Source organism: Marinobacterium aestuariivivens, assembly GCF_042661465.1.
In the GTDB taxonomy this organism is placed as follows: domain Bacteria; phylum Pseudomonadota; class Gammaproteobacteria; order Pseudomonadales; family Balneatricaceae; genus Marinobacterium_A; species Marinobacterium_A aestuariivivens.
In genome coordinates, this window is the sequence record NZ_JBHSWE010000001.1 from 1,815,207 (window position 1) to 1,836,408 (window position 21,202).

17 protein-coding genes and 6 pseudogenes are annotated in these 21,202 nt (G+C 64.3%); 9 read left to right on the plus strand and 14 right to left on the minus strand.

The annotated features are described in order from the left end of the window. Positions 1–19 precede the first annotated feature (19 nt). The 5 genes from nuoF to ACFQDL_RS09500 form a co-directional block, all read right to left on the minus strand. A complete protein-coding gene (nuoF, locus tag ACFQDL_RS09480) occupies positions 20–1,306 on the minus strand; it encodes an NADH-quinone oxidoreductase subunit NuoF (protein ID WP_379908784.1) in 1,287 nt (428 codons plus the stop codon). Between the two features lie 5 nt (positions 1,307–1,311). Beyond that, entirely contained in the window at positions 1,312–1,830 is a 519-nt protein-coding gene (gene nuoE, locus ACFQDL_RS09485) for an NADH-quinone oxidoreductase subunit NuoE (protein WP_379908785.1), read from the minus strand. 134 nt (positions 1,831–1,964) lie between these two features. Next, a complete protein-coding gene (gene nuoC / locus ACFQDL_RS09490; RefSeq protein ID WP_379908786.1) occupies positions 1,965–3,719 on the minus strand; it encodes an NADH-quinone oxidoreductase subunit C/D in 1,755 nt (584 codons plus the stop codon). Positions 3,720–3,721: 2 nt separating this feature from the next. Further along, positions 3,722–4,363, minus strand: coding sequence for an NADH-quinone oxidoreductase subunit B (locus ACFQDL_RS09495; protein ID WP_379908787.1), 642 nt, complete (start codon positions 4,361–4,363; stop codon positions 3,722–3,724). Then, positions 4,360–4,773: an NADH-quinone oxidoreductase subunit A gene (locus ACFQDL_RS09500; RefSeq protein ID WP_379908788.1), complete on the minus strand. Its 414-nt coding sequence runs from the start codon at positions 4,771–4,773 to the stop codon at positions 4,360–4,362. The genes ACFQDL_RS09495 and ACFQDL_RS09500 overlap by 4 nt, the downstream gene beginning before the upstream one ends. Before the next feature lie 155 nt (positions 4,774–4,928). On the opposite strand from ACFQDL_RS09500, the gene ACFQDL_RS09505 reads away from it, so the two are divergent. Next, a complete protein-coding gene (locus ACFQDL_RS09505; RefSeq protein WP_379908789.1) occupies positions 4,929–5,525 on the plus strand; it encodes a L,D-transpeptidase family protein in 597 nt (198 codons plus the stop codon). 85 nt (positions 5,526–5,610) lie between these two features. On the opposite strand, the gene ACFQDL_RS09510 is transcribed toward ACFQDL_RS09505, so the two are convergent. The 8 genes and pseudogenes from ACFQDL_RS09510 to tkt form a co-directional block, all read right to left on the minus strand. After that, the gene (locus tag ACFQDL_RS09510; protein ID WP_379913490.1) at positions 5,611–5,823 is read right to left on the minus strand and encodes a hypothetical protein; all 213 of its coding nucleotides are present in this window, start codon (positions 5,821–5,823) and stop codon (positions 5,611–5,613) included. A gap of 99 nt (positions 5,824–5,922) precedes the next feature. Further along, the gene (locus ACFQDL_RS09515; RefSeq protein WP_379908790.1) at positions 5,923–6,198 is read right to left on the minus strand and encodes an Lpp/OprI family alanine-zipper lipoprotein; all 276 of its coding nucleotides are present in this window, start codon (positions 6,196–6,198) and stop codon (positions 5,923–5,925) included. Positions 6,199–6,298: 100 nt separating this feature from the next. Next, complete coding sequence (locus ACFQDL_RS09520; RefSeq protein WP_379908791.1) at positions 6,299–6,541, minus strand: L,D-transpeptidase family protein; 243 nt, start codon at positions 6,539–6,541, stop codon at positions 6,299–6,301. 32 nt (positions 6,542–6,573) lie between these two features. After that, on the minus strand, positions 6,574–6,804 hold the full coding sequence (locus ACFQDL_RS09525) for a L,D-transpeptidase (protein WP_379908792.1): 231 nt from the start codon (positions 6,802–6,804) through the stop codon (positions 6,574–6,576). 211 nt (positions 6,805–7,015) lie between these two features. Then, positions 7,016–8,081, minus strand: a pseudogene (fba, locus tag ACFQDL_RS09530) (class II fructose-bisphosphate aldolase). 79 nt (positions 8,082–8,160) lie between these two features. After that, positions 8,161–9,326: pseudogene (locus tag ACFQDL_RS09535) on the minus strand (phosphoglycerate kinase). Between the two features lie 87 nt (positions 9,327–9,413). Beyond that, positions 9,414–10,444, minus strand: a pseudogene (locus tag ACFQDL_RS09540) (type I glyceraldehyde-3-phosphate dehydrogenase). A gap of 51 nt (positions 10,445–10,495) precedes the next feature. Further along, positions 10,496–12,488 (minus strand): annotated as a pseudogene (gene tkt / locus ACFQDL_RS09545) (transketolase). 288 nt (positions 12,489–12,776) lie between these two features. Here tkt and metK point away from each other — a divergent pair. Then, a pseudogene (metK, locus tag ACFQDL_RS09550) lies at positions 12,777–13,966 on the plus strand (methionine adenosyltransferase). Between the two features lie 307 nt (positions 13,967–14,273). Beyond that, positions 14,274–15,392: an alanine dehydrogenase gene (gene ald / locus ACFQDL_RS09555; protein ID WP_379908793.1), complete on the plus strand. Its 1,119-nt coding sequence runs from the start codon at positions 14,274–14,276 to the stop codon at positions 15,390–15,392. A gap of 304 nt (positions 15,393–15,696) precedes the next feature. Here ald and ACFQDL_RS09560 read toward each other — a convergent pair. After that, positions 15,697–16,606 (minus strand): annotated as a pseudogene (locus tag ACFQDL_RS09560) (ISAs1 family transposase). A gap of 253 nt (positions 16,607–16,859) precedes the next feature. Between ACFQDL_RS09560 and ACFQDL_RS09565 the strand changes: the two are divergent. From ACFQDL_RS09565 to pyrR, 6 genes are all read left to right on the plus strand, one after another. Next, positions 16,860–17,594 carry a 16S rRNA (uracil(1498)-N(3))-methyltransferase gene (locus tag ACFQDL_RS09565; protein ID WP_379908794.1) on the plus strand — a complete coding sequence of 245 codons (735 nt, stop codon included), beginning with the start codon at positions 16,860–16,862 and terminating at the stop codon, positions 17,592–17,594. An 81-nt stretch (positions 17,595–17,675) separates the two neighbouring features. Then, the gene (gene gshB / locus ACFQDL_RS09570) at positions 17,676–18,635 is read left to right on the plus strand and encodes a glutathione synthase (protein WP_379908795.1); all 960 of its coding nucleotides are present in this window, start codon (positions 17,676–17,678) and stop codon (positions 18,633–18,635) included. 327 nt (positions 18,636–18,962) lie between these two features. Then, positions 18,963–19,610: an energy transducer TonB gene (locus tag ACFQDL_RS09575; protein ID WP_379908796.1), complete on the plus strand. Its 648-nt coding sequence runs from the start codon at positions 18,963–18,965 to the stop codon at positions 19,608–19,610. Between the two features lie 33 nt (positions 19,611–19,643). After that, the gene (locus ACFQDL_RS09580) at positions 19,644–20,219 is read left to right on the plus strand and encodes a YqgE/AlgH family protein (protein WP_379908797.1); all 576 of its coding nucleotides are present in this window, start codon (positions 19,644–19,646) and stop codon (positions 20,217–20,219) included. Positions 20,220–20,228: 9 nt separating this feature from the next. Further along, positions 20,229–20,705, plus strand: a complete 477-nt coding sequence (gene ruvX / locus ACFQDL_RS09585; protein WP_379908799.1) for a Holliday junction resolvase RuvX — start codon at positions 20,229–20,231, stop codon at positions 20,703–20,705. Continuing rightward, positions 20,686–21,195 carry a bifunctional pyr operon transcriptional regulator/uracil phosphoribosyltransferase PyrR gene (pyrR, locus tag ACFQDL_RS09590; protein ID WP_379908800.1) on the plus strand — a complete coding sequence of 170 codons (510 nt, stop codon included), beginning with the start codon at positions 20,686–20,688 and terminating at the stop codon, positions 21,193–21,195. The genes ruvX and pyrR overlap by 20 nt, the downstream gene beginning before the upstream one ends. The last annotated feature ends 7 nt before the right edge of the window (positions 21,196–21,202 follow it).

The window sequence follows — 21,202 nt, forward strand, 5'->3', positions numbered from 1 at the left end:
CGGTGCCTGTCCTTGCGCCTTAGGCCTCAGCCTTGCGATAGGGACAACATCCCTCCCGGATATGGCGTTTGAAATCCTCGCGAAAATATTTCAGGGCACTCTGCAGCGGCTCCATCGCCCCGGGCGCGAGGGCACAGAACGTCTTGCCCGGTCCCATGAAGCGACAGTGCTCTTCGAGGGTGTCCAGATCCTCTGGCCGGCCGCTGCCGTCCTCGATCGCCTCGAGCAGCTGCCGGGTCCAGGGCAGACCGTCCCGACAGGGGGTACACCAGCCACAGGACTCCTGGGCAAAGAAGCGCTCGAGATTGAGCACCATGCCGACCGGACAGGTGCGGTCGTCGAGCACGATCAGGGTCCCGGTGCCCATGCGACTGCCGGCCTTGCCGATGCTCTCGTAGGTCATCGGCAGATCGAGGTGCTCCGGCAACAGAAAGTCGGTGGAACCGCCGCCCGGCAGAAACCCCCTCAGAGCGTAGCCGTCGCGCATGCCTGCGGCACAGTCCTCGAATATCTCCCGGATCGGCGTGCCCATCGGCAACTCCCAGACGCCGGGTTTGCGGACGCGGCCGCTGACACCGAACAGCTTGGTGCCGGACTCCTCCTCGAGACCGAGGCCATGGTACCAGGCGGCGCTGTTGCGGATGATGTGCGGCACGTTGCACAGAGTTTCGACGTTGTTGACCACCGTTGGCTGCCCCCAGGCACCGCTGATCTGCGGAAACGGCGGCTTGGCCCGTGGCGTGGCACGCTTGCCTTCGAGGGCATTGATCAACGCGGTTTCCTCGCCGCAGATATAACGCCCGGCGCTGATGTGCAGGTGCAGCTCGAGACTGAAATCGCTGCCCTGTATCCGCCGCCCCAGCAGTCCGGCGTCACGGGCTTCGTCGATCGCGACGCGCAGCCTTCGGGCGGCATCGACATATTCGCCGCGCAGAAAGATATAGGCGACGTCGGCCTCGATCGCAAAGGCCGCCAGGATCATGCCCTCAAGCAGCTGATGCGGGTTGCGCTCGAGCAGCAGCCGGTCCTTGAAGGCGCCGGGCTCCATCTCGTCGGCATTGGCGACGAGATACTTCGGATGGGGCGCGCCCTCGCCACGCGGCACCAGGCTCCATTTGACACCGGTGGGAAAGCCCGCGCCGCCACGCCCGCGCAGATTCGCCTCCTTGACCTGCTCGACCACCGCCTCGGCACTCATTCCCGCCAGTGCCTTCTTCAGCCCTTCATAGCCACCGGCTGCACGGTATTCGGCCAGCGTCAATGCCGTGCCGTCCTGTTTCAGATGCTCTGTCAGCGGGCGTTCCATGGCCTCTACTCCTCCGTACCGCGGTCATTGCCCAGCAGCTCGCTCAGCCGCGCGGAATCGAGATCGTGGTAATGACGGTCGCCGATCATCAGTGCCGGGGCATGATCGCAGTCGCCCAGACAGGTGATCGGCAGCAGCGTATAGGCGCCGTCTCCGGTGGTCTCGCCGAAGTCGATGCCCAGCTCGTCACGGATGCGCGCCCGCAGAGATTCGCAGCCGAGCATCCAGCAACTGACGCTGTTGCACAGGTAGATGACCTGACGCCCGACCGGCTCGCGGAAGATAAGGTTGTAGAAGGTCGCCACGCTCTCGACCTGGGCCGCGTCGACCCCGAGGTAGTCGGCGATCGCCGCGACGCTCTCGTCCGAAACCCAGCCGCGGTGCTGCTGCACGATGCGCAGCGCCTCGATGCAGAGCCCCTCGCGGCGAGGATAGCACTCGGCCTCGTGCTCGATTTCCGCACGCTCCTGCTCGCTCAGGTAGGCCTGCGACCAGCCGCGGTCGCGAGCGAAAATTTCACTCATAGGTCACCTCCATTCCGTGCGCTCTCGAACCTTTTGCGTAGGATGCGGCGGAGCGCAGCGAAGCCCATCACCTCCAATGTCGGAATTCGCAAGCTCATTCCAACCTACAATCCAGCCACCTTCGTGCCGGGCGCTCACCGATCCACATCCGCCATCACGAAGTCGATGCTGGCGATGATCGCGATCAGGTCGCTGACGAAAAGGCCGCGGCTCATCAACGGGATCATCTGCAGATGAGGGAACGAGGGGGTACGTATGCGCGTCCGGTACGACATCGTGCTGCCGTCACTGACCAGGTAATAGGCGTTCATGCCCTTGGTCGCCTCTATCATCATCGCGGCTTCGCCGGGCGGAATCACCGGCCCCCAGCTGCTGTTGACGAAGTGCTGTATCAGGGTCTCGATATCCGCCAGGGTGCGATCCTTGGGCGGTGGCGTCGTCAGCGGATGCCGGGCCTTGTAGTCGCCTTCCGGCATGTGGTCGAGGCACTGGCGGATGATGCGCAGGCTCTGGCGCATCTCTTCGACCCGCACCCGGCAGCGGTCGTAACAGTCGCCACCCGTCGCCGTCACCACCTCGAAATCGTACTGTTCGTAGCCGCTGTAGGGGCGCTTCCTGCGCAGGTCCCAGTCCAGGCCGGTGGCCCGCAGGCCCGGCCCGCTGGCGCCCCAGGCCAGGGCTTCGGCCGTGCTGTAGACGCCGATGCCGCGGGTGCGCCGCTGCAGCATGCGATTGTCCAGCACCATCGCATCGTATTCGTCGAGCCTGGCCGGCAGGTAATCGAGGAATTCGCGGATCATGCGGTCCCAGCCGGCTGGCAGGTCCTGGGCCACGCCGCCGATGCGGAACCAGGCCGGATGCATGCGCCCGCCGGTGATCGCCTCGACGATGCCGAACAGCCGCTCTCGGTCGGCGAACATGTAGAACACAGGCGACATCTGGCCGACGTCCTGGGCGAAGGTGCCATAGAACACCAGGTGGCTGGCAATGCGGAACAGCTCGGCCATCATCACCCGGATGCACTGGGCCCTTGGCGGCACCTCTATGTCGGCGAGCTTCTCGACCGCCAGCACATAGGGCAGGTTGTTCATGACGCCGCCAAGGTAGTCGATGCGGTCGGTGTAGGGGATGTAGCTGTGCCAGGCCTGGCGTTCGCCCATCTTCTCGGCACCGCGGTGATGGTAGCCGATGTCGGGTACCGCCTCGACGATCTCCTCGCCGTCGAGCTGCAGCGCGACGCGGAAGACGCCATGCACGCTGGGATGGTTGGGGCCAAGATTCAGAAACATGAAATCGCTGTCGTCGCTCTGGCGCCGCATGCCCCATGCCTCGGGGCTGAAGCGCAGCGCCTCCTGTTCGCGATCCTGACGCGCCTCGTCGAGACTGAACGGATCGACCTCGGTGGCGCGGGCATAGTGGTCCTTGCGTAGTGGGTGGCCGTTCCAGGTCGGCGGCAACAGGATGCGGCGCAGGTGCGGGTGACCGCTGAAGCGGATGCCGAACAGGTCCCAGACCTCGCACTCGTACCAGTTGGCATTGGGCCAGACCGCGCAGAGGCTGGGCAGCGACAGATCGTCCTCCGGCAGCGCAACCTTGATGCGAATATCGCGATTGCGGCTGACCGACAGCAACTGATAGACGAGCGTGAAATCCGACGCCGGCTGGCCGTCGCGATGTTCACGCGTGCGCTCGTCGATTGCCGTCAGGTCGAACAGCATCTCGAAGCCTTTCTTGTCCCGCAGATGACGCATCAGGACCGCCAGGTCGTCACGCGCGACCCAGAGGGTTTCGATGGCGTCCGCGGTCGGCTGGACAACGGGGGACAGGCCCTTCGGCAGAGGTGTGGGCACAGATTCCGGCTCGCGGCTTGCGGCGGGTGGTTCGAGCATGTTCAGAATCCTTCAGACACTGTCGGGGGCCTCAGCGTGGTGACCTGGCGGCGTTCCTCGCGCCAGCGATCCCGCTGGGAGTCCTGCGGGGCGCGATACACCTCCTGCCCGTCCACCACCCAGCTCAGCGGCCGGCGTTCCTCGCCGATTGCATCCTGCAGCAGCGTCAGCCCCTGCAGCAGCGCTTCGGGCCTGGGAGGACAGCCAGGAACGTAGACATCCACCGGCAGAAAACGGTCGACGCCCTGCACCACGCTGTAGATATCGTACATGCCGCCGGAGTTGGCACAGGAGCCCATCGAAATCACCCAGCGCGGCTCCAGCAGCTGCTCGTAGAGACGCTGGATCACCGGCGCCATTTTCATGAACACGGTGCCGGAGATCACGATCAGGTCGGCCTGGCGCGGTGTCGCCCGGATCACTTCGGCGCCGAAACGGGCGATATCGTGGCGCGGGGTAAAGGCGGTGGCCATTTCGACATAGCAGCAGGAGAGGCCGAAATTGAACGGCCAGAGCGAATGCTTGCGGCCCCAGGACATCAGCTCCTCGAGACGCGCCGTCAGTACGCTGTGTTTGACGAACGCCTCGATGCCGCTGTCCCGGTCGGTGGCGATGGTATCGGCCCTGCTCAGGTGCCAGCTCATTGTCCGCGCTCCCGCGGGGCGAGACTTCGTTGCCGCGGCCCCCAGTCCAGCGCGCCCTCGCGCCAGAGGTAGGCCAGGGCCGCCAGTAGAATCAGGATGAACACCAGTGCCTCGATGAAACCGGCCACGCCGACCGTCTCGAATGCCACCGCCCAGGCGTAGAGGAAGATCACCTCGAGGTCAAAAATCACGAACAGGATGGCGATGACGAAATAGCCGATTGACAGCCGCAGCCGGCCCGAGCCGACGGAGACAATGCCCGATTCGAAGGGCTCGTCGGTGGCCCGGTCATGACGCTGCTGCCCGAGCAGGTGCGACAGCATCAGCATCATCGCGATCAGCAGCAGGACCGCCAGCGTATAGAACGTCATTGACCAGAACTGTTCCGTTGTCATATCCATGGCATACATGGCGGATACCTCTTCCGATCTGCAGGGGAGCCTGCGAGCAGATCCCGGCTGTCCTCTGCGGGGCATCACGCGCAGGCTCCCTAACTATAGAAGTCCCCTCGCCATCCTGCCGTCAGCGATGGCACTGTGGCATTTTTGGCGTTAGGATCCCATCCATGAACAACCGCAATCTGAGCAGCCGCTGGCTGCCACGCGCTATCGGGCTGCTGGCGGGACTCGCCGCGGCCCTGCATGTCGGCGCAGAAACCTTTCCGCTTCCGCCGTCCGGTCAGAACGTGGTCGGAGAAATCCGCCTGACCCGGGCACGGCAGGAGGACACGCTGCTGGACATCGCCCGCGCCTTCGGCCTCGGTTACGAGGAGATCGTGATGGCGAACCCGGATGTCGATCGCTGGCTGCCCGGCGAAGGCACCGAGGTGGTGCTGCCGAATCGCTTCGTGCTGCCCGACGCGCCACGCGACGGCATCGTGCTGAACGTGCCGGAAATGCGGCTCTACTACTATCCGAAAACGACGTCCGGCGAGACGCCGGTGGTGATCACCCACCCGGTGAGCGTGGGACGCATGGACTGGCAGACGCCGCTGGGCAAGACGTCGGTGATCCAGAAACAGGAAGACCCGCCCTGGTATCCGCCGCAGTCGATCAGGGACGAGCACGCCCGCAACGGCGACATCCTGCCGGATGTGGTGCCCGGCGGTCCGGGCAACCCCTGGGCCGCTTTGCACTGCGCCTGGGGCTCCCCGGCTACCTGATTCACGGCACCGACAAGGAGTTCGGTATCGGTATGCGGGTGACCCACGGCTGCGTGCGCCTGTACCCGGAGAACATTGAAAGTCTCTACCGGCAGGTGCCCTGGGCACCCCGGTCTATATCGTCAACCAGCCGGTCAAGGTGGGCTGGTCCGGCCGGTCGCTGCTGATCGAGTCCCACCCGCCACTCGACGAGGACCCGCCGCTCGACGAAGCGGCACGCGCCGCGGTACTGCTCGATATCGCCGCAGCCGCCGAGCAGCTCGGTGCTGATATCTCGCCGTCCCGGTATGGCTGGCAATGTCCAGGGCCGACGGCATTCCGATGCTGGTCGGCCGCTGATGCCCCGGACCACGGGCGCGGCGGCAGGCCCGCCAGGTGCCCGGGCCCGGACGGGTACCTATTTCATCATCGACCGCTGGAACATGCGGTTGATCTTTTCTTCGGTCGCCATGCTGCGCTGATTGGCCTCGTTCGCCACGCGCAGGGCTTCGGCCGCGGTCGCCCGGGCTTCGTCGGCACTGGCCTTGGCCTCATTGGCCACGGCCATGGCATCCTGCATGTCCTGTGCATGCATATCCTTCAGCGCCTGCATGTCGCCGGTGCTGGCGCAGCCAAAAGTCAGGGCGGCCAGTACTGCCAGAACCGGGACTTTCAACAGATTAGCGATTCTCATCGTGATGACTCTCCTGATAGACATAGGGGGCGCAACCGCGAGGGCTGCCGCTGAAAGCATAGCCCAGCGCCGGGGATTGAACCCTGGATGGAGCCGGGTTTCAGAGTATTTCCACGCGGGTGCCGCGATTGACCCAGCGCGCAAGACGCTTTACTTCGGCATCGGTCAACGCGACACAGCCATTGGTCCAGTTGAACAGCTCATGCACATCGGGATCGCCGCCACCGAGGCCATGAATACCGATCTGGCCACCGAGCGGGGTGTCCTGGGGCGGAACCAGCCCGAGATCGAGCGCGCTGACGATGCGCAGGTAGGTGCCCCGGTCGATGCGCCCGTCACGCAATCCCCGCTCCGCATAGGTCCGCGTCGGGTAATTCAGCCCGATAAAGAGGCCGAATCGGCTGCGGGGTTGAACCAGGCGACCCGGAAAGTCCCCAGCGGCGTTTTGTCGTCGCCTCGTCGATGCTTGATTCCCGCGCCGGCGACGCCGAGCGCCACCCGATCGAAATGCTCCAGTACCCGGAGGTCGTCCAGTACCGTCAGGGTCTGCCGGCGGGTATCGACCAGCACCCAGGTTTCGGCACGGCACAGCGATGCCAGCAACATCAGAACGGCGAACCATCCCCACAGCCGCCCCGGCCTGGAGCGACGAGACCGATAAAGATTTTTCCCCATCCTGCTATGGGCTCCCACGACCGACCGCAAGCCACGACAGCTTACGCCAAAGGGGAAAACCGGCACAATCCAAAGAGTAAAACGAAAAAGGGCGGTCGCTGGTTAGGCGCCGCCCTGTTCCTCTGCAGCTCGCTGCTTTCTCTTACTTCACTTTCGCATCCAGCTCGCCGCGCTCGTAAAGGGCGGACATGCCTTCGAGGCTGATCGCCCGGATCTTGCTGGCGTTGCCGGCGGTGCCGAAGGCCTCGTAGCGGGCGACACAGATGTCGCTCATCGCCTTGATGGTTTCCTTCAGGTATTTGCGCGGATCGAACTCGGACGGGTTCTGCGCCAGGAAGCGGCGCACCGCGCCGGTCGAGGCCAGGCGCAGGTCGGTATCGATGTTGACCTTGCGCACGCCGTGCTTGATGCCTTCGACGATCTGCTCGACCGGCACGCCGTAGGTTTCCGGGATATCGCCGCCGAATTCGTTGATCACCGCCAGCCACTCCTGCGGCACCGAGGAGGAGCCGTGCATCACCAGATGGGTGTTGGGGATGCGCTCGTGGATCGCCTTGATGCGATCGATCGCCGAGGATGTCGCCGGTCGGCGGACGGGTGAACTTGTAGGCGCCGTGGGACGTACCGCAGGCAATCGCCAGGGCGTCGACGTTGGTCTTCTTGACGAAGTCTGCCGCCTCGTCCGGATCGGTCAGCATCTGGTCATGGCTGAGGATGCCTTCGGCACCGATACCGTCTTCTTCACCGGCCTGCCCGGTCTCCAGCGATCCCAGGCAGCCCAGCTCACCCTCGACGGATACGCCGCAGGCATGTGCCATTTCGACGGTGCGACGGGTGACATCGACGTTGTATTCGTAGCTGGCCGGGGTCTTGCCGTCCTCGCCGAGGGAGCCGTCCATCATCACCGACGAGAAGCCCAGCGCAATGGAGCGCTGACAGACCGCCGGCGAGGTGCCGTGATCCTGGTGCATGCAGACCGGAACATCGGGGAACTCGTCGATGGCGGCCAGGATCATGTGGCGCAGGAAGTTGGAGCCGGCGTATTTGCGCGCACCGGCGGAGGCCTGCACGATGACCGGCGAGTCGGTCCTGGCGGCCGCTTCCATGATGGCGCGCATCTGTTCCAGGTTGTTGACGTTAAAGGCCGGAATGCCGTAGCCCTGTTCGGCGGCATGGTCCAGCAACTGACGCATGGAGATGAGAGCCATGGTGTTACCTTTCGTTGCGTTCGGGGGCCGCGCTGACGCCGCGGCCCGGATTCATAAAACTGTCCGGCAGGATACCGCTTCAGGCGCTGCCGCGCGACTCCAGTATCGCGACCGCCGGCAACTGTTTGCCCTCGACGAATTCGAGGAAGGCGCCGCCACCGGTGGAGATGTAGGAGACCTTGTCGGCGATGCCGTACTTGTCGACGGCCGCCAGGGTGTCGCCGCCGCCGGCAATGGAGAAGCCCCGGTTTTCGGCGATCGCCAGCGACAGTGCCTTGGTGCCCTCGCCGAACTGGTCGAACTCGAAGACGCCGACCGGACCGTTCCAGATGATGGTGCCGGCGTCTTTCAGCAGCGCGGCCAGGCTGGCGGCCGACTGCGGTCCGATATCGAGGATCATCTCGTCGTCGGCGACATCGTCGACCGACTTGACGGTGGCGGCGGCGCTCTCGGCGAACTCGGTGGCCACGACCACGTCGACCGGCAGCGGGATCTTGACCTTCTCCATCAGCGCCTTGGCCACAGGAATCAGGTCATGCTCGCACAGGGAATTGCCGACCGGCTTGCCGGCCGCGGCCAGGAAGGTGTTGGCGATCCCGCCGCCGACAATCAGCTGATCGACCTTGTCGGCCAGCGCATTGAGCACCTCGAGCTTGGTCGAGACCTTGGAACCGCCGACGATGGCCGCCAGCGGACGGGCCGGCTTGTCCAGCGCCTTGCCGAGGGCCTCCAGCTCGCCGGCCAGCAGGGGGCCTGCGCAGGCCACTTCGGCGAAACGGGCGACGCCGTGGGTCGAGGCCTGGGCACGGTGCGCGGTGCCGAAGGCATCCATGACGTAGACATCGCACAGCGTCGCCATCTTGCGGGACAGGCCCTCGTCGTCCTTTTTCTCGCCGACGTTGAAGCGCACGTTCTCGAGCAGCACCAGCTCACCCTCGCCGACCTCGAAGCCGCCGTCGACCCAGTCCTTGATCAGCGGCACCTCGCGCTGCAGCAGCTTGCCCAGATGGGCCGCCACCGGCGCCAGGGAATACTGCTCCTCGTATTCGCCTTCGCTCGGGCGCCCAGGTGGGACATCACCATGACCTTGGCACCGGCCTTGAGAGCCCGTTCGATGGTCGGCAGCGCGGCCCGGATGCGGGCATCCGAAGTCACCTGGCCATCCTTGACCGGAACGTTGAGGTCCTCGCGAATCAGAACGCGCTTGCCCGCCAGGTCCAGATCCATCATTTTCAGTACGCTCATAGAGTGTCCTACCTATGTTTTCAAGAAGTTGTAAACTGTAAGCCAACCAAGCGCCGCTTGAAGTCTGCAGCCCGGGTCCTTAACCGACTATGTACGGCCCTGTTCGCTGGAGCGCAACCAATGCCGCGAGACATCCAGCATCCGGTTCGCGAAGCCCCACTCGTTATCGAACCAGCACAGCATCTTCACCAGGGTGCCGCCGCTGACGCGGGTCTGGGTGCCGTCGAAGATGCCGGAGCGCGGGTCATGGTTGAAATCCACCGAGGCGTGGGGCTCGTCGGTATAGCCCAGCAGCCCTTTCAGGGGACCCGCCGCCGCCTCGCGCATCATCGCATTGACTTCGGCCGCCGAGGTGGCGCGACGCACATTGATCGACAGGTCCATCGCCGAGACGTTGATGGTCGGCACCCTCAGGTGCAGGCACTCGAAACGCCCCGCCAGGTGCGGCAGCAGACGGTCGATGCCGCGGTCGAGCCCGGTATCGACCGGGATGATCGACTGCAGGGCACTGCGGGTCAGGCGCAGGTCGGTCTGGTGGTAGCTGTCGATCACCGGCTGGTCGTTCATCGCCGAGTGCACCGTGGTGGTGACGCCGCTGTCGATGCCGAAAGCGCGGTCGAGCAGGTCCAGTACCGGCACCACGCAGTTGGTGGTGCAGGAGGCCGCCGAGACGATCCGGTGCTCCGGCCGCAGCCCTTCGTGGTTGAGGCCGAAGACGATGGTCGCATCGACCTCCGCGGTCGCCGGCTGGGAGAACAACAGCCGCGCCGCCCCTTGGCCAGGTGCAGCTCGGCCGTGTGGCGGTCCTTGAAGGAGCCCGAACACTCCAGCACCAGATCGACGCCCAGCGCCTTCCAGGGCAGGTTGCGCGGATCGGCCTCGTTCAGCACCCGGATGCGGTCGCCGTCGACCAGCAGATCCCGGCCATCGTGGCTTACCGGCAGCGGGAAGCGGCCGTGGGTGGTGTCGTACCGGGTCAGATAGGTCACGGTCTCGAGATCCGACAGCTCGTTGAGCGCCACCACTTCGAAGTCGCGGCGAAAGCCGCACTCGTAGATGGCGCGCAGCACAGACTGTCCGATACGGCCATAGCCGTTGATAGCGACGCGGTATTTCATCGGTACTCGACGACAACAGAGAGGGCCGGCAAAAGCCGGCCCTCGAATGGTTTAGAGAATGGACTTGACGGTTTCGGCGACGTTCTCGACGGTGAAGCCGAAGTACTTGAACAGTTCGCCGGCCGGCGCCGACTCGCCGAAGCTGCGCATGCCGACGATGGCACCGTTGAGGCCCACGTACTTGTACCAGTAGTCCGCCTGGGCGGCTTCGACGGCGACCCGGGCGCTGACATCGGACGGCAGCACGGATTCGCGGTAGGCCGCATCCTGGGCTTCGAAACGGTCGGTAGACGGCATCGAGACGACGCGCACCTGCTTGCCTTCGCCGGCCAGCAGTTCGGCGGCGTCCATCGCCAGCGACACTTCGGAACCGGTGGCGATCAGGATCGCATCGGGCTTGCCGGCGCAGTCGCGCAGGATGTAGCCGCCTTTGGCGATGCTGGCCAGCTGTTCGTCGCTGCGGGCCTGATGCGGCAGGTTCTGGCGCGAGAAGATCAGCGCGCTCGGACCGTCGGTGCGCTCCAGCGCGGCCTTCCAGGCCACCGCGGACTCGACCGCGTCGCAGGGACGCCACAGGCTCATGTTCGGGGTGTGGCGCAGGTTGGCGATCTGCTCGACCGGCTGATGGGTCGGGCCATCTTCGCCCAGACCGATGGAGTCGTGGGTGTAGACGTGGATCACACGCTGCTTCATCAGTGCCGCCATGCGCAGGGCGTTGCGGGCATATTCCATGAACACCAGGAAGGTGGCGCCGTAGGGAATGAAGCCGCCATGCAGCGCGATACCGTTCATGATCGCCGACATGCCGAACTCGCGCACGCCGTAGAACAGGTAGTTGCCGCTTGCATCGTCCTTGCCGACACCCGGCACCGGACCAGAGGGTCAGGTTGGAACCGGCCAGGTCCGCCGAGCCGCCGAGCAGTTCCGGCAGCATCGGGCCGAAGGCATTGAGAGCGTTCTGCGAGGCCTTGCGCGAGGCGATGGTGTCGCCCTTGTCCGCCACGTCGCGGATCCAGGCATCGGCCTGCTCGGCGAAGTCGGCCGGCAGCTCGCCACTGATGCGGCGCAGCAGCTGGTCGGCCAGCTCCGGATACTCGGCACGGTAGGCGGCGAAGCGCTCGTTCCACTCGTTTTCGGCATGGCTTCCGGCTTCGCGGGCATCCCAGTCGGCGTACAGCTCTGCCGGCACTTCGAACGCCGGGTGGTTCCAGCCCAGGCGCTCGCGGGTCAGCGCGATCTCGTCGTCGCCCAGCGGCGCACCGTGACACTCTTCCTTGCCTTCCTTGTTCGGCGATCCGAAGCCGATGATGGTCTTGCAGCAGATCAGGGTCGGCTGGCGGGTATTGGCCTGTGCCTGCTCGATGGCGGCGCGGATCTGATCCGGATCGTGGCCGTCCACGCCCGGAATCACCTGCCAACCGTAGGCTTCGAAACGCTTCGGGGTATCGTCGGTGAACCAGCCCTCGACCTCGCCGTCGATGGAGATGCCGTTGTCGTCCCAGAAGGCGATCAGCTTGCCGAGTCCGAGGGTGCCGGCCAGGGCGCAGGCTTCATGGGAGATGCCTTCCATCATGCAGCCGTCGCCCATGAAGGCGTAGGTATGGTGATCGACGATGTCGTGACCGTCACGGTTGAACTGGGCCGCCAGCACCTTTTCGGCGACGGCGAAACCGACGGCATTGGAGATGCCCTGCCCCAGCGGGCCGGTGGTGGTCTCGACGCCCGGGCAGTAGCCGTACTCCGGATGGCCGGCGGTCTTGGAATGGAGTTGACGGAAATTCTTGATGTCCTCGATGCTGACGTCGTAACCGGTCAGGTGCAGCAGCGAGTAGACCAGCATCGAGCCGTGGCCGTTGGACAGGATGAAGCGGTCGCGGTCGAACCACTGCGGATTGGACGGGTTATGTTTCAGAAAATCGTTCCAAAGCACTTCGGCGATATCGGCCATGCCCATCGGGGCTCCGGGGTGGCCGGATTTGGCCTTCTGGACGGCGTCCATACTCAGCGCGCGAATGGCGTTGGCAAGTTCTCTGCGAGAGGACATTAAAGCAACTCCTGGGATTGACCCGAACAAGTAAGACGGTGGAGGACAGAATTTTAGGAGGCGTAATTTTCGCCTGTTTGGCGGCCGGCATCAAATGGGAATCTGTTTTTTTTGTGTGCAAATGAGGTAATTTCATATGAAAACCGGAAATTTTCATCCAATTTGCAGGCGTCAGTCATGCAATTTGCATCCATGATCGGTAAAATGCGGCCCTTTAAAATTGCCTGCCTGGCCGTTCGGGTCCGGGCCTCCGAACCTTACCCCTTGTAAAGAGGATGCTTAGCTGAGATGAGCGAATACGGCTTGTTCACGTCCGAATCCGTGTCTGAAGGTCATCCGGACAAGATTGCGGACCAGATTTCCGACGCGGTGCTCGACGCCATTATCGCCGAAGACAAGTACGCCCGCGTGGCGTGCGAAACCATGGTCAAGACCGGTGTCGCCATCGTCTCCGGCGAAATCAGCACCAGCGCCTGGATCGATCTGGAGAACCTGGTTCGCGACGTCATCTGCCACATCGGCTACACCTCTTCCGATGTCGGTTACGACGGCGAAACCTGCGGCGTCATCAACATCATCGGCAAGCAGTCCGTCGATATCGCCCAGGGCGTCGACCGCTCGCGACCGGAAGACCAGGGCGCCGGCGACCAGGGACTGATGTTCGGCTACGCCTCCAATGACACCGACGTGCTGATGCCGGCACCGATCACCTATGCTCACCGCCTGGTCGAGCGCCAGGCCGAAGCGCGCCGTTCGGGCCTGCTGCCCTGGCTGCGTCCGGACGCCAAGTCCCAGGTGACCTTCCGTTACGAGAACGGCAAGCCCTGCGGCATCGATGCGGTGGTGCTGTCGACCCAGCACAACCCGGACGTGCACCAGGACGACCTGCGTGAGGCGGTCATGGAGCTGATCATCAAGCATGTGCTGCCGGCCGAGTGGATCAGCCGCGACACCCAGTTCCATATCAACCCGACCGGCAAATTCGTCATCGGCGGACCGGTGGGCGACTGCGGCCTGACCGGCCGCAAGATCATCGTCGACACCTACGGCGGCATGGCCCGTCACGGTGGTGGTGCCTTCTCCGGCAAGGATCCGTCCAAGGTCGACCGTTCCGCCGCCTATGCCGGCCGTTACGTCGCCAAGAACATCGTCGCGGCAGGCCTCGCCGACCGCTGCGAGATCCGGGTGTCCTACGCCATCGGCGTGGCCGAACCAACGTCGGTGTCGATCAACTGCTTCGGTACCGGCAAGATCTCCGACGACAAGATCATCGAACTGGTGCGCCGCAACTTCGACCTGCGCCCGTACGCGATCACCCGGATGCTGGACCTGCTGCACCCGATGTACCGCGCCACCGCGGCCTACGGCCACTTCGGTCGCGACCCCTACGAAATGACGGTGGGCAACGACACCTTCACCGCCTTCCCCGGGAGCGCACCGACAAGGCCGAAGCGCTACGCGCCGAAGCCGGGATCTGAGAGTCGTAAAAGGGCCGCCTTCGGGCGGTCCTTTGCCTTATCGCGGACGCCCGATCCTCCGGGTGAATCCCTTGATCCCGGAAATTCGCCCACAGAGTGGGCTCCCACCGGCCAGGCTTCACCCCCGCGTTATCCACCCGTTATAACCCCTTGATTTTCCTGACCATTACGGCAGCGCAAAAATACATCCTCCGGCAAAACCGCAGCTCTTCAGAAAATAATCCCGTATATAACCGAAGATCAAAGACATTTTCGGCCCATTCTCCCCTAGCATCGAAAAAACAGCCAACACAACGGGAGAATAACAATGATTATTGGCGTACCGAAAGAGATCAAGAACCACGAATACCGCATCGGCATGACCCCGGCGGGTGTGCGCGAGCTGATCAGCAACGGCCACGAAGTACTGATCCAGAAGGACGGCGGCAAGGCTATCGGCCTGACCAACGAGCTCTACGAAGCGGCCGGGGCCCGCATCGTCGATACGGCCGCCGAGATCTTTGCAACGGCTGCAATGATCGTCAAGGTCAAGGAGCCGCAGCCGGAGGAGTGCCGGATGCTGCGCGACGGCCAGGTCCTCTTTACCTACCTGCACCTGGCGCCGGATCCGCAGCAGACCGAACTGCTGGTCGAATCCAGAGCCGTCGCCATCGCCTACGAGACCGTCACCGATGCCCGCGGCGGCCTGCCGCTGCTGGCGCCGATGAGCGAAGTGGCGGGCCGGATGTCGATCCAGGCCGGCGCCCACGCCCTTGAGAAGGCCCAGGGCGGCAACGGCACCCTGCTCGGCGGCGTGCCGGGCGTCGCGCCGGCCAAAGTGGCGGTGATCGGCGGTGGCGTGGTCGGTACCCATGCCGCACGGATGGCGATCGGCCTCGGTGCCGACGTCACCGTGCTCGACCGTTCCCTGGCCCGGCTCAAGGAGCTGGACAACCTCTACGGTCCGGCGATGAAGACCCTCTATTCGACCACCGACGCCCTCGAGGCCTGTGTGCGCGAAGCGGACCTGGTGATCGGCGCCGTCCTGATCCCGGGCGCGGCGGCGCCGAAGCTGGTGACCCGCGACATGCTCAAGCAGATGCGCCCCGGCGCGGTATTGGTCGACGTCGCCATCGATCAGGGCGGCTGCTTCGAGACCTCGAAAGCCACGACTCACCAGGAGCCGACCTACGAGGTCGACGGTGTGGTGCACTACTGTGTCGCCAACATGCCCGGCGGCGTCGCCCGCACCTCCACCTTCGCCCTCACCAACGCAACGCTGCCCCATGTCATCGCCCTGGCAAACAAGGGCTACAGGCAGGCACTGCAGGACGATGCCCATCTGCGCAACGGCCTCAACGTCCATCGCGGCAAGATCACCTGCGAAGCGGTCGCCGAGGCGCTCAATTACAACTATCAGAGCGCGGAAGAGGCTCTTTCGGCATAGAACGCGAAAGGGCCGCCGACCGGCGGCCCATTCGCACCGCCTGGCTTTCCTCCGGACCGGCACACTGCCCCCTCCAGGGCAATCGCACTACCTGACGACTGTGAGTGCCAGTCCGGGCCGGCGGTACCGTTTCCGGGCGACACGCTTTACGTCGTCCCTGACCGCTCGGCTACCGCCCTCCATGGCGGCAGACGGTCGCCCTGAAGCGGTACCCCCACCCCTCGACAGCGCGGTGCCAACCGACAGACGCACCGAACCCGGCTCGCTACCCGACAATGGCCAGGCATGCCGGCGGCGAGAACCATCAGTGTACTCGCGGCGTCAGTTGCAGCACCGAGGCCCGGAAGGCGCCGTCATAGGCAGCACGCAGCCGCTTATTCTTGACCCCGAGTTTGGAGCCCCTGGCCTGGCGCAGGAGGTTCAGGGCGAAGCGCCGGATGAGGGCCAGATTCTGCGCCAGCCAGTCGATCTCGTCACTGACCCAGATGCGGCGTGTTTCGATCCGGCCGCGGTCTTTCTCCACGGCGCCGGCGTGGCCCTGGGGATGGTGTTTGGCTTCGGTGTCCATGATCGTCATGCAAGGTGCTCTGGTTCCCCTTGAGGGCCAGCACATCGTCGCCACCGCCCTCGGTGATCTGCCGGGCCACCGTTTTCTGACAGCCGATAGCGTCGATCGTCACCGTGACGACGTCCAGGTCGAACAAGGACAGGATCTCGGGCAGGGCCGTGATCTCGTTCGCCTTCGCGTCCACCCGGCGTTGAGCCACCAACAGGCGAGCCTCACAGGACCAGGCATGAAGCAGGTGCAGTGCACGAGCCGCTGAACCACGATGGGAGCGGCGGACGGCTTTGCCGTCCAGTGCCAGTTGATCCAGCCTGTCGCCGCCGATTCGGGCATGGGCGGCCCAATCGAAAAACGCCGCCTCGAACGCCTCCGGGTCGATCAGGGAAAAGACGCGCCCGAAGGTGTCGTGGGAGGGGATGCCGTTGGGCAGCGGCAAGAATTGTCGCGACCAGTCCTCCTTGGCACGGCCAAATTCTGCCATGGCTTCCCAGTCATCCATGCCGGCGGAGAGTGTTGCACAAAGGGCGATACTGAGGATGTCCGACAGCCCATGCAGCTTGTTTTGCGTGGTCCGGCGCGGATCGGGGAGGGATTCGAAGAAAGGCTTGGGGTTCGGCAGCATGGCAACGGTTGCTGCAAATGCCGGAATTAAGCCGTTTTCGCACCGGCACCGGGCTCGCCGAGGCTGATGTGGTCGGGTCTGGCTGACCGTCTGCCGCCAGGACGGCGGCAGCCGAGCCCTCAGGGACGAGTTCACGGCGTGTCAGACAGGCCCGACCACATCGACCCTGACGATCTTGTCATCGCCTCGTGATAGTGCGATTGCCCTGCCCCCTCTGAACCCAGTCTCCAAACCGGGCCGCTATGGCATAATGGGCGTTTTTCCGGATGGAGCCCCTCCCATGCGCATCCCGAGATGCTACGAACCCCAGCCCCTGGTCCCCGGCGACAATCTGCTGCTCGGCGACGGCAATGTCCAGCACCTGGCCCGCACGCTGCGCATGCGCCCCGGCGACAAAGTGTTGCTGTTCAACGGCGACGGGCGGGAATACGACGCCGTACTGGTCGAGGTCGAAAAGCGCCGCGTGCTGGCCCAGATCGACGACGCCAGGGAATCGGGACGGGAACCGGTACTGCCGGTTCATATCGGCCAGTGTCTGTCCCGCGGCGAGCGTATGGACTACGCGGTACAGAAAGCGACCGAAATGGGCATGATGCAGATGACGCCGCTGTTTTCCGAACGCTGCGAGGTCCGGCTCAACAGCGAACGCCAGGACAAGCGCGTACGCCACTGGCAGCAGGTGGCCATCAGCGCCTGCGAGCAGAGCCTTCGCTGCAGCGTGCCCGAAATCGCTGAACCGGCACCGTTGCAGGACTGGGTTCGCACCGTCGACGCCGACCTCAAGCTGGTGCTGCATCACCACAGTGCCGTCCCCCTCGGCACCCTGCCGCGCCCGGACTCGGTCGCGCTGCTGATCGGCCCGGAAGGCGGCCTCAGCGAAACGGAAGTCGAAATGGCCGTGGCGGCCGGTTTCCAGCCGGTCCGTTTCGGTCCCCGGGTGCTGCGCACTGAAACCGCACCGGTCGCCGCCCAGGCCATATTGCAGTATCTGTGGGGAGACCTGGGTAACGCCTAACGCGTCACCCCCTTACCCCTCATCACTTCCTCTGAGGTACACTTGCGGTAATCCGCAGGCTTTAAAAAGGATGCACCGTTCATGACCATCAAGGTTGGCATCGTGATGGACCCGATAGAGTCCATCAACTTCAAGAAAGACAGCTCCCAGGCGATGCTCTGGGCGGCCCAGCGCAAGGGCTGGGAACTCTGGTACATGGAGCAGCAGCACCTGTTTTCGCGCGACGGTCTGGTGATGGCCGAAATGGCGCCGCTCGAGGTGAAGATGGACCCGCAGTGCTGGTTCAGCCGCGGCGAATACCGCATCGCCCCGCTGGCCGACCTCGATGTCATCCTGATGCGCAAGGACCCGCCGTTCAACAACGAATACATCTACAGCACCCATCTGCTCGAGCAGGCCGAGAAACAGGGCGCGCTGGTCGTCAACCCGCCGCAGCGGCTGCGGGACTTCAATGAAAAGCTGTTCGCCACCCATTTCCCGCAGTGCTGTCCGCCGGTGCTCGTGACCCGCCGTGCCGACCTGCTGCGCCGGTTCCATGCCGAGCACCGTGACGTCATCTTCAAGCCGCTGGACGGCATGGGCGGCAGCCAGATCTTCCGCATCCAGGACGATGGCGTGAACCTCGGCGTGATTATCGAGACGCTGACCAGGGATGGCCGCGAAACCATCATGGCGCAGAAGTACATTCCCGAGATCCTGGACGGCGACAAGCGCATCCTGATGATCGATGGCGAGCCGGTGCCCTATGCCCTGGCGCGCATTCCGATGGCGGGCGAAACCCGCGGCAACCTGGCGGCCGGCGGTACCGGCGAAGGTCGTCCGCTGACCGATCGCGACCGCTGGATCTGCGAACAGGTCGGCCCGACGTTGCGCGAACAGGGCCTGCTGTTCGCCGGCCTCGACGTGATCGGCGACTACCTGACGGAAATCAACGTCACCAGCCCGACCTGCATTCGCGAACTCGACGACCGGTTCGGCCTCGATATCGGCATGCAGCTGATGGATGTGATCGAACGCAAACTGGGAGACAGGGCCGCGTGAACCGGCTGACCGAAACGCCGCCAGTGCGCCCTGCGACAGGCCTGCAGCCTGCCGTCGGAGCGCTGGACCGTTTCGGCTTCACCCTCTTCATGGCGGTGGCCGTCCATGCCATCCTGCTGCTCGGGATCGGATTTTCCGCCCCCGAGTACAAGCCGCCGCGCAAGGTGATGGACATCACCCTGGCCCGCTTCGAAACGGAAAAGGCGCCCAGGAAGCCGATTTTCTGGCCCAGGCAAACCAGGAAGGCAGCGGCACCTGGAAGAGGCCCGCGCGCCCTCGACGCTGGAGGAAGCGCCCTTCCACAGCGACGAGCTGCAGCAGCAGGCGATGCAGCAGACCCAGCCGACACCCGTACCCGCCGAAGTGATCCAGCCGGCTCCGGTTCCGGAGCCCGCGCCGGAAGTGGCGGAGCAGCCGTCGCCGAAACGCGAGATCCGTCCGGAAAAGGTCGTGACCACCGTGGCGCCGGCACCGCGCAAGCAAAGCCGCGAAGAGCCCAGTCCCGAGGCGGCACAACCCACGCCGGCACCGGGCGCCTCCTCGTCGCTGCTGGCGCGCAGCCTCGAAATCGCCAGCCTGCAGGCCAAGCTCGACCTGCAGCAGGAGCGATACGCGAAGCGGCCCAAGGTCCGCCGCTTCACCAGCGCCTCGACGCTGAAGCACAGCGAAGCGGCCTACTTCGACAACTGGAAGCGCCGGATAGAGGATGTCGGCAACCGGAACTACCCGAGCGAAGCCCGCGACCGCAGCATCTACGGCAGCCTGCGCCTGCTGGTCAGGATACTGCCCGACGGCAGCGTGGACAGGATCGAACTGCTGCAGTCGTCCGGCTATCGGGTGCTCGACGAAGCCGCCATGCGCATCGTGCGGCTGGCCGCCCCCTTCCAGCCGTTCCCGGTGGAAATGCGCAAGACCACCGACGTACTTGAAATAATTAGAACCTGGAAATTTGAGAATCAGGCCCGGCTGTACTAATCCTTAGGTGAAACCCCTTAGTGGCGCACGCCCATGTCCTCCAAGCCAAGCAGTCTGCGGGATCACTTCCTGATCTCGATGCCCCACATGCACGATCTGCACTTCGCGCAGACCGTCACCTATATTTGCGACCACAGCGAGTACGGGGCCATGGGCATCGTCATCAACCGTGCCATCGACCTCCACCTCGACGACCTGCTGAAACACCTGGATGTCGAAAAGACCCTGCAGGTGCATGACAACCGCCAGATCTACGCCGGTGGCCCGGTACAGGGCGAACGGGGGTTCGTCCTCCATCGCCTGCAGACAGAAGCCAGCCCCTGGCTCGCCAGCTACCAGGTGACCGACGAGGTCTGCCTGACCACGTCCATCGATATCCTCGAAGCCATCGCCAGCGGCGCCGGTCCCGGGGATGCTCTGATCGCACTGGGCTACGCCGGCTGGGGTGCCGGCCAGCTGGAAAAGGAAATCAGCGAAAATGCCTGGTTAAGCTGTCCCGCCAATTTGGATATAATGTTCCGCATTCCGGCCGACGAGCGTTTGCAGGCGGCCGCATCCACTCTGGGTATCAACCTGGACCTTCTCACTGCCCAGGCGGGGCATGCATAACGAGACTGAATGAGCGCAGACTGCCAGCAGGCACTAGCCTTTGATTTTGGAACCGGCCGGATCGGCGTTGCCGCAGGCCAGGCTCTCACCGGCACGGCCACGCCACTTGCACCCATCAGCGCCCGGGACGGCATCCCCGACTGGTCCGCACTGGATTCGGTGATCGCCGAATGGACACCCGACGCTCTGGTCGTCGGCATCCCCCTCAATATGGACGGCAGTATCAGTGAAATGGCGCGACGCGCACGCAAGTTCGCCAACCGCCTCCAGGACCGCTACCAGCGCCCCTGCTACCTGATCGACGAACGTCTCAGTACCGCCGAGGCCAAGGAGATCCACCGCGCCGCCGGCGGTGGCAGCAACTATCGCAAGGAGTCGGTGGACGGTATTGCCGCCCGGCTGATTCTCGAAAGCTGGTTCGCCAGCGCAGATCGCATTCCCAGCTCTACCCGACTGGAGGACCTCTATGACATCGGGAAGTCTTAGCGTCGATGCCCTGCTCGACAAGATGGGCACTGAACTCAAGGAGCTGCTGCAGCAGCGTCATATTGACAATCCGCTGATCGTCGGCATCCGTACCGGGGGCGTCTGGATTGCCGAACGCCTGCAACAGCAGCTGGGACAGGAAGGCCCGATTGGCATCCTCGACATATCGTTCTACCGCGATGACTTTACCCAGAAGGGATTGAACCCGAGCGTACAGCCGTCGCAGCTGCCGGGCGATACCGAAGGGCGTCACATCGTTCTGATCGACGATGTCATCATGTCCGGTCGTACCGTACGCGCCGCCCTGAACGAGCTGTTCGACTATGGCCGCCCGGCTTCCGTTACCCTGGTGACGCTGCTCGACCTGCAGCGCCGTGAACTGCCGGTACAGGCCGATGTCGTCGGCGGCACCCTGGCGCTGGGTCCCAACCAGCTGGTCAAGCTCAGCGGCCCCGAGCCGCTGGAACTCACTATTCGTCAACGAACCTGATCCGAGC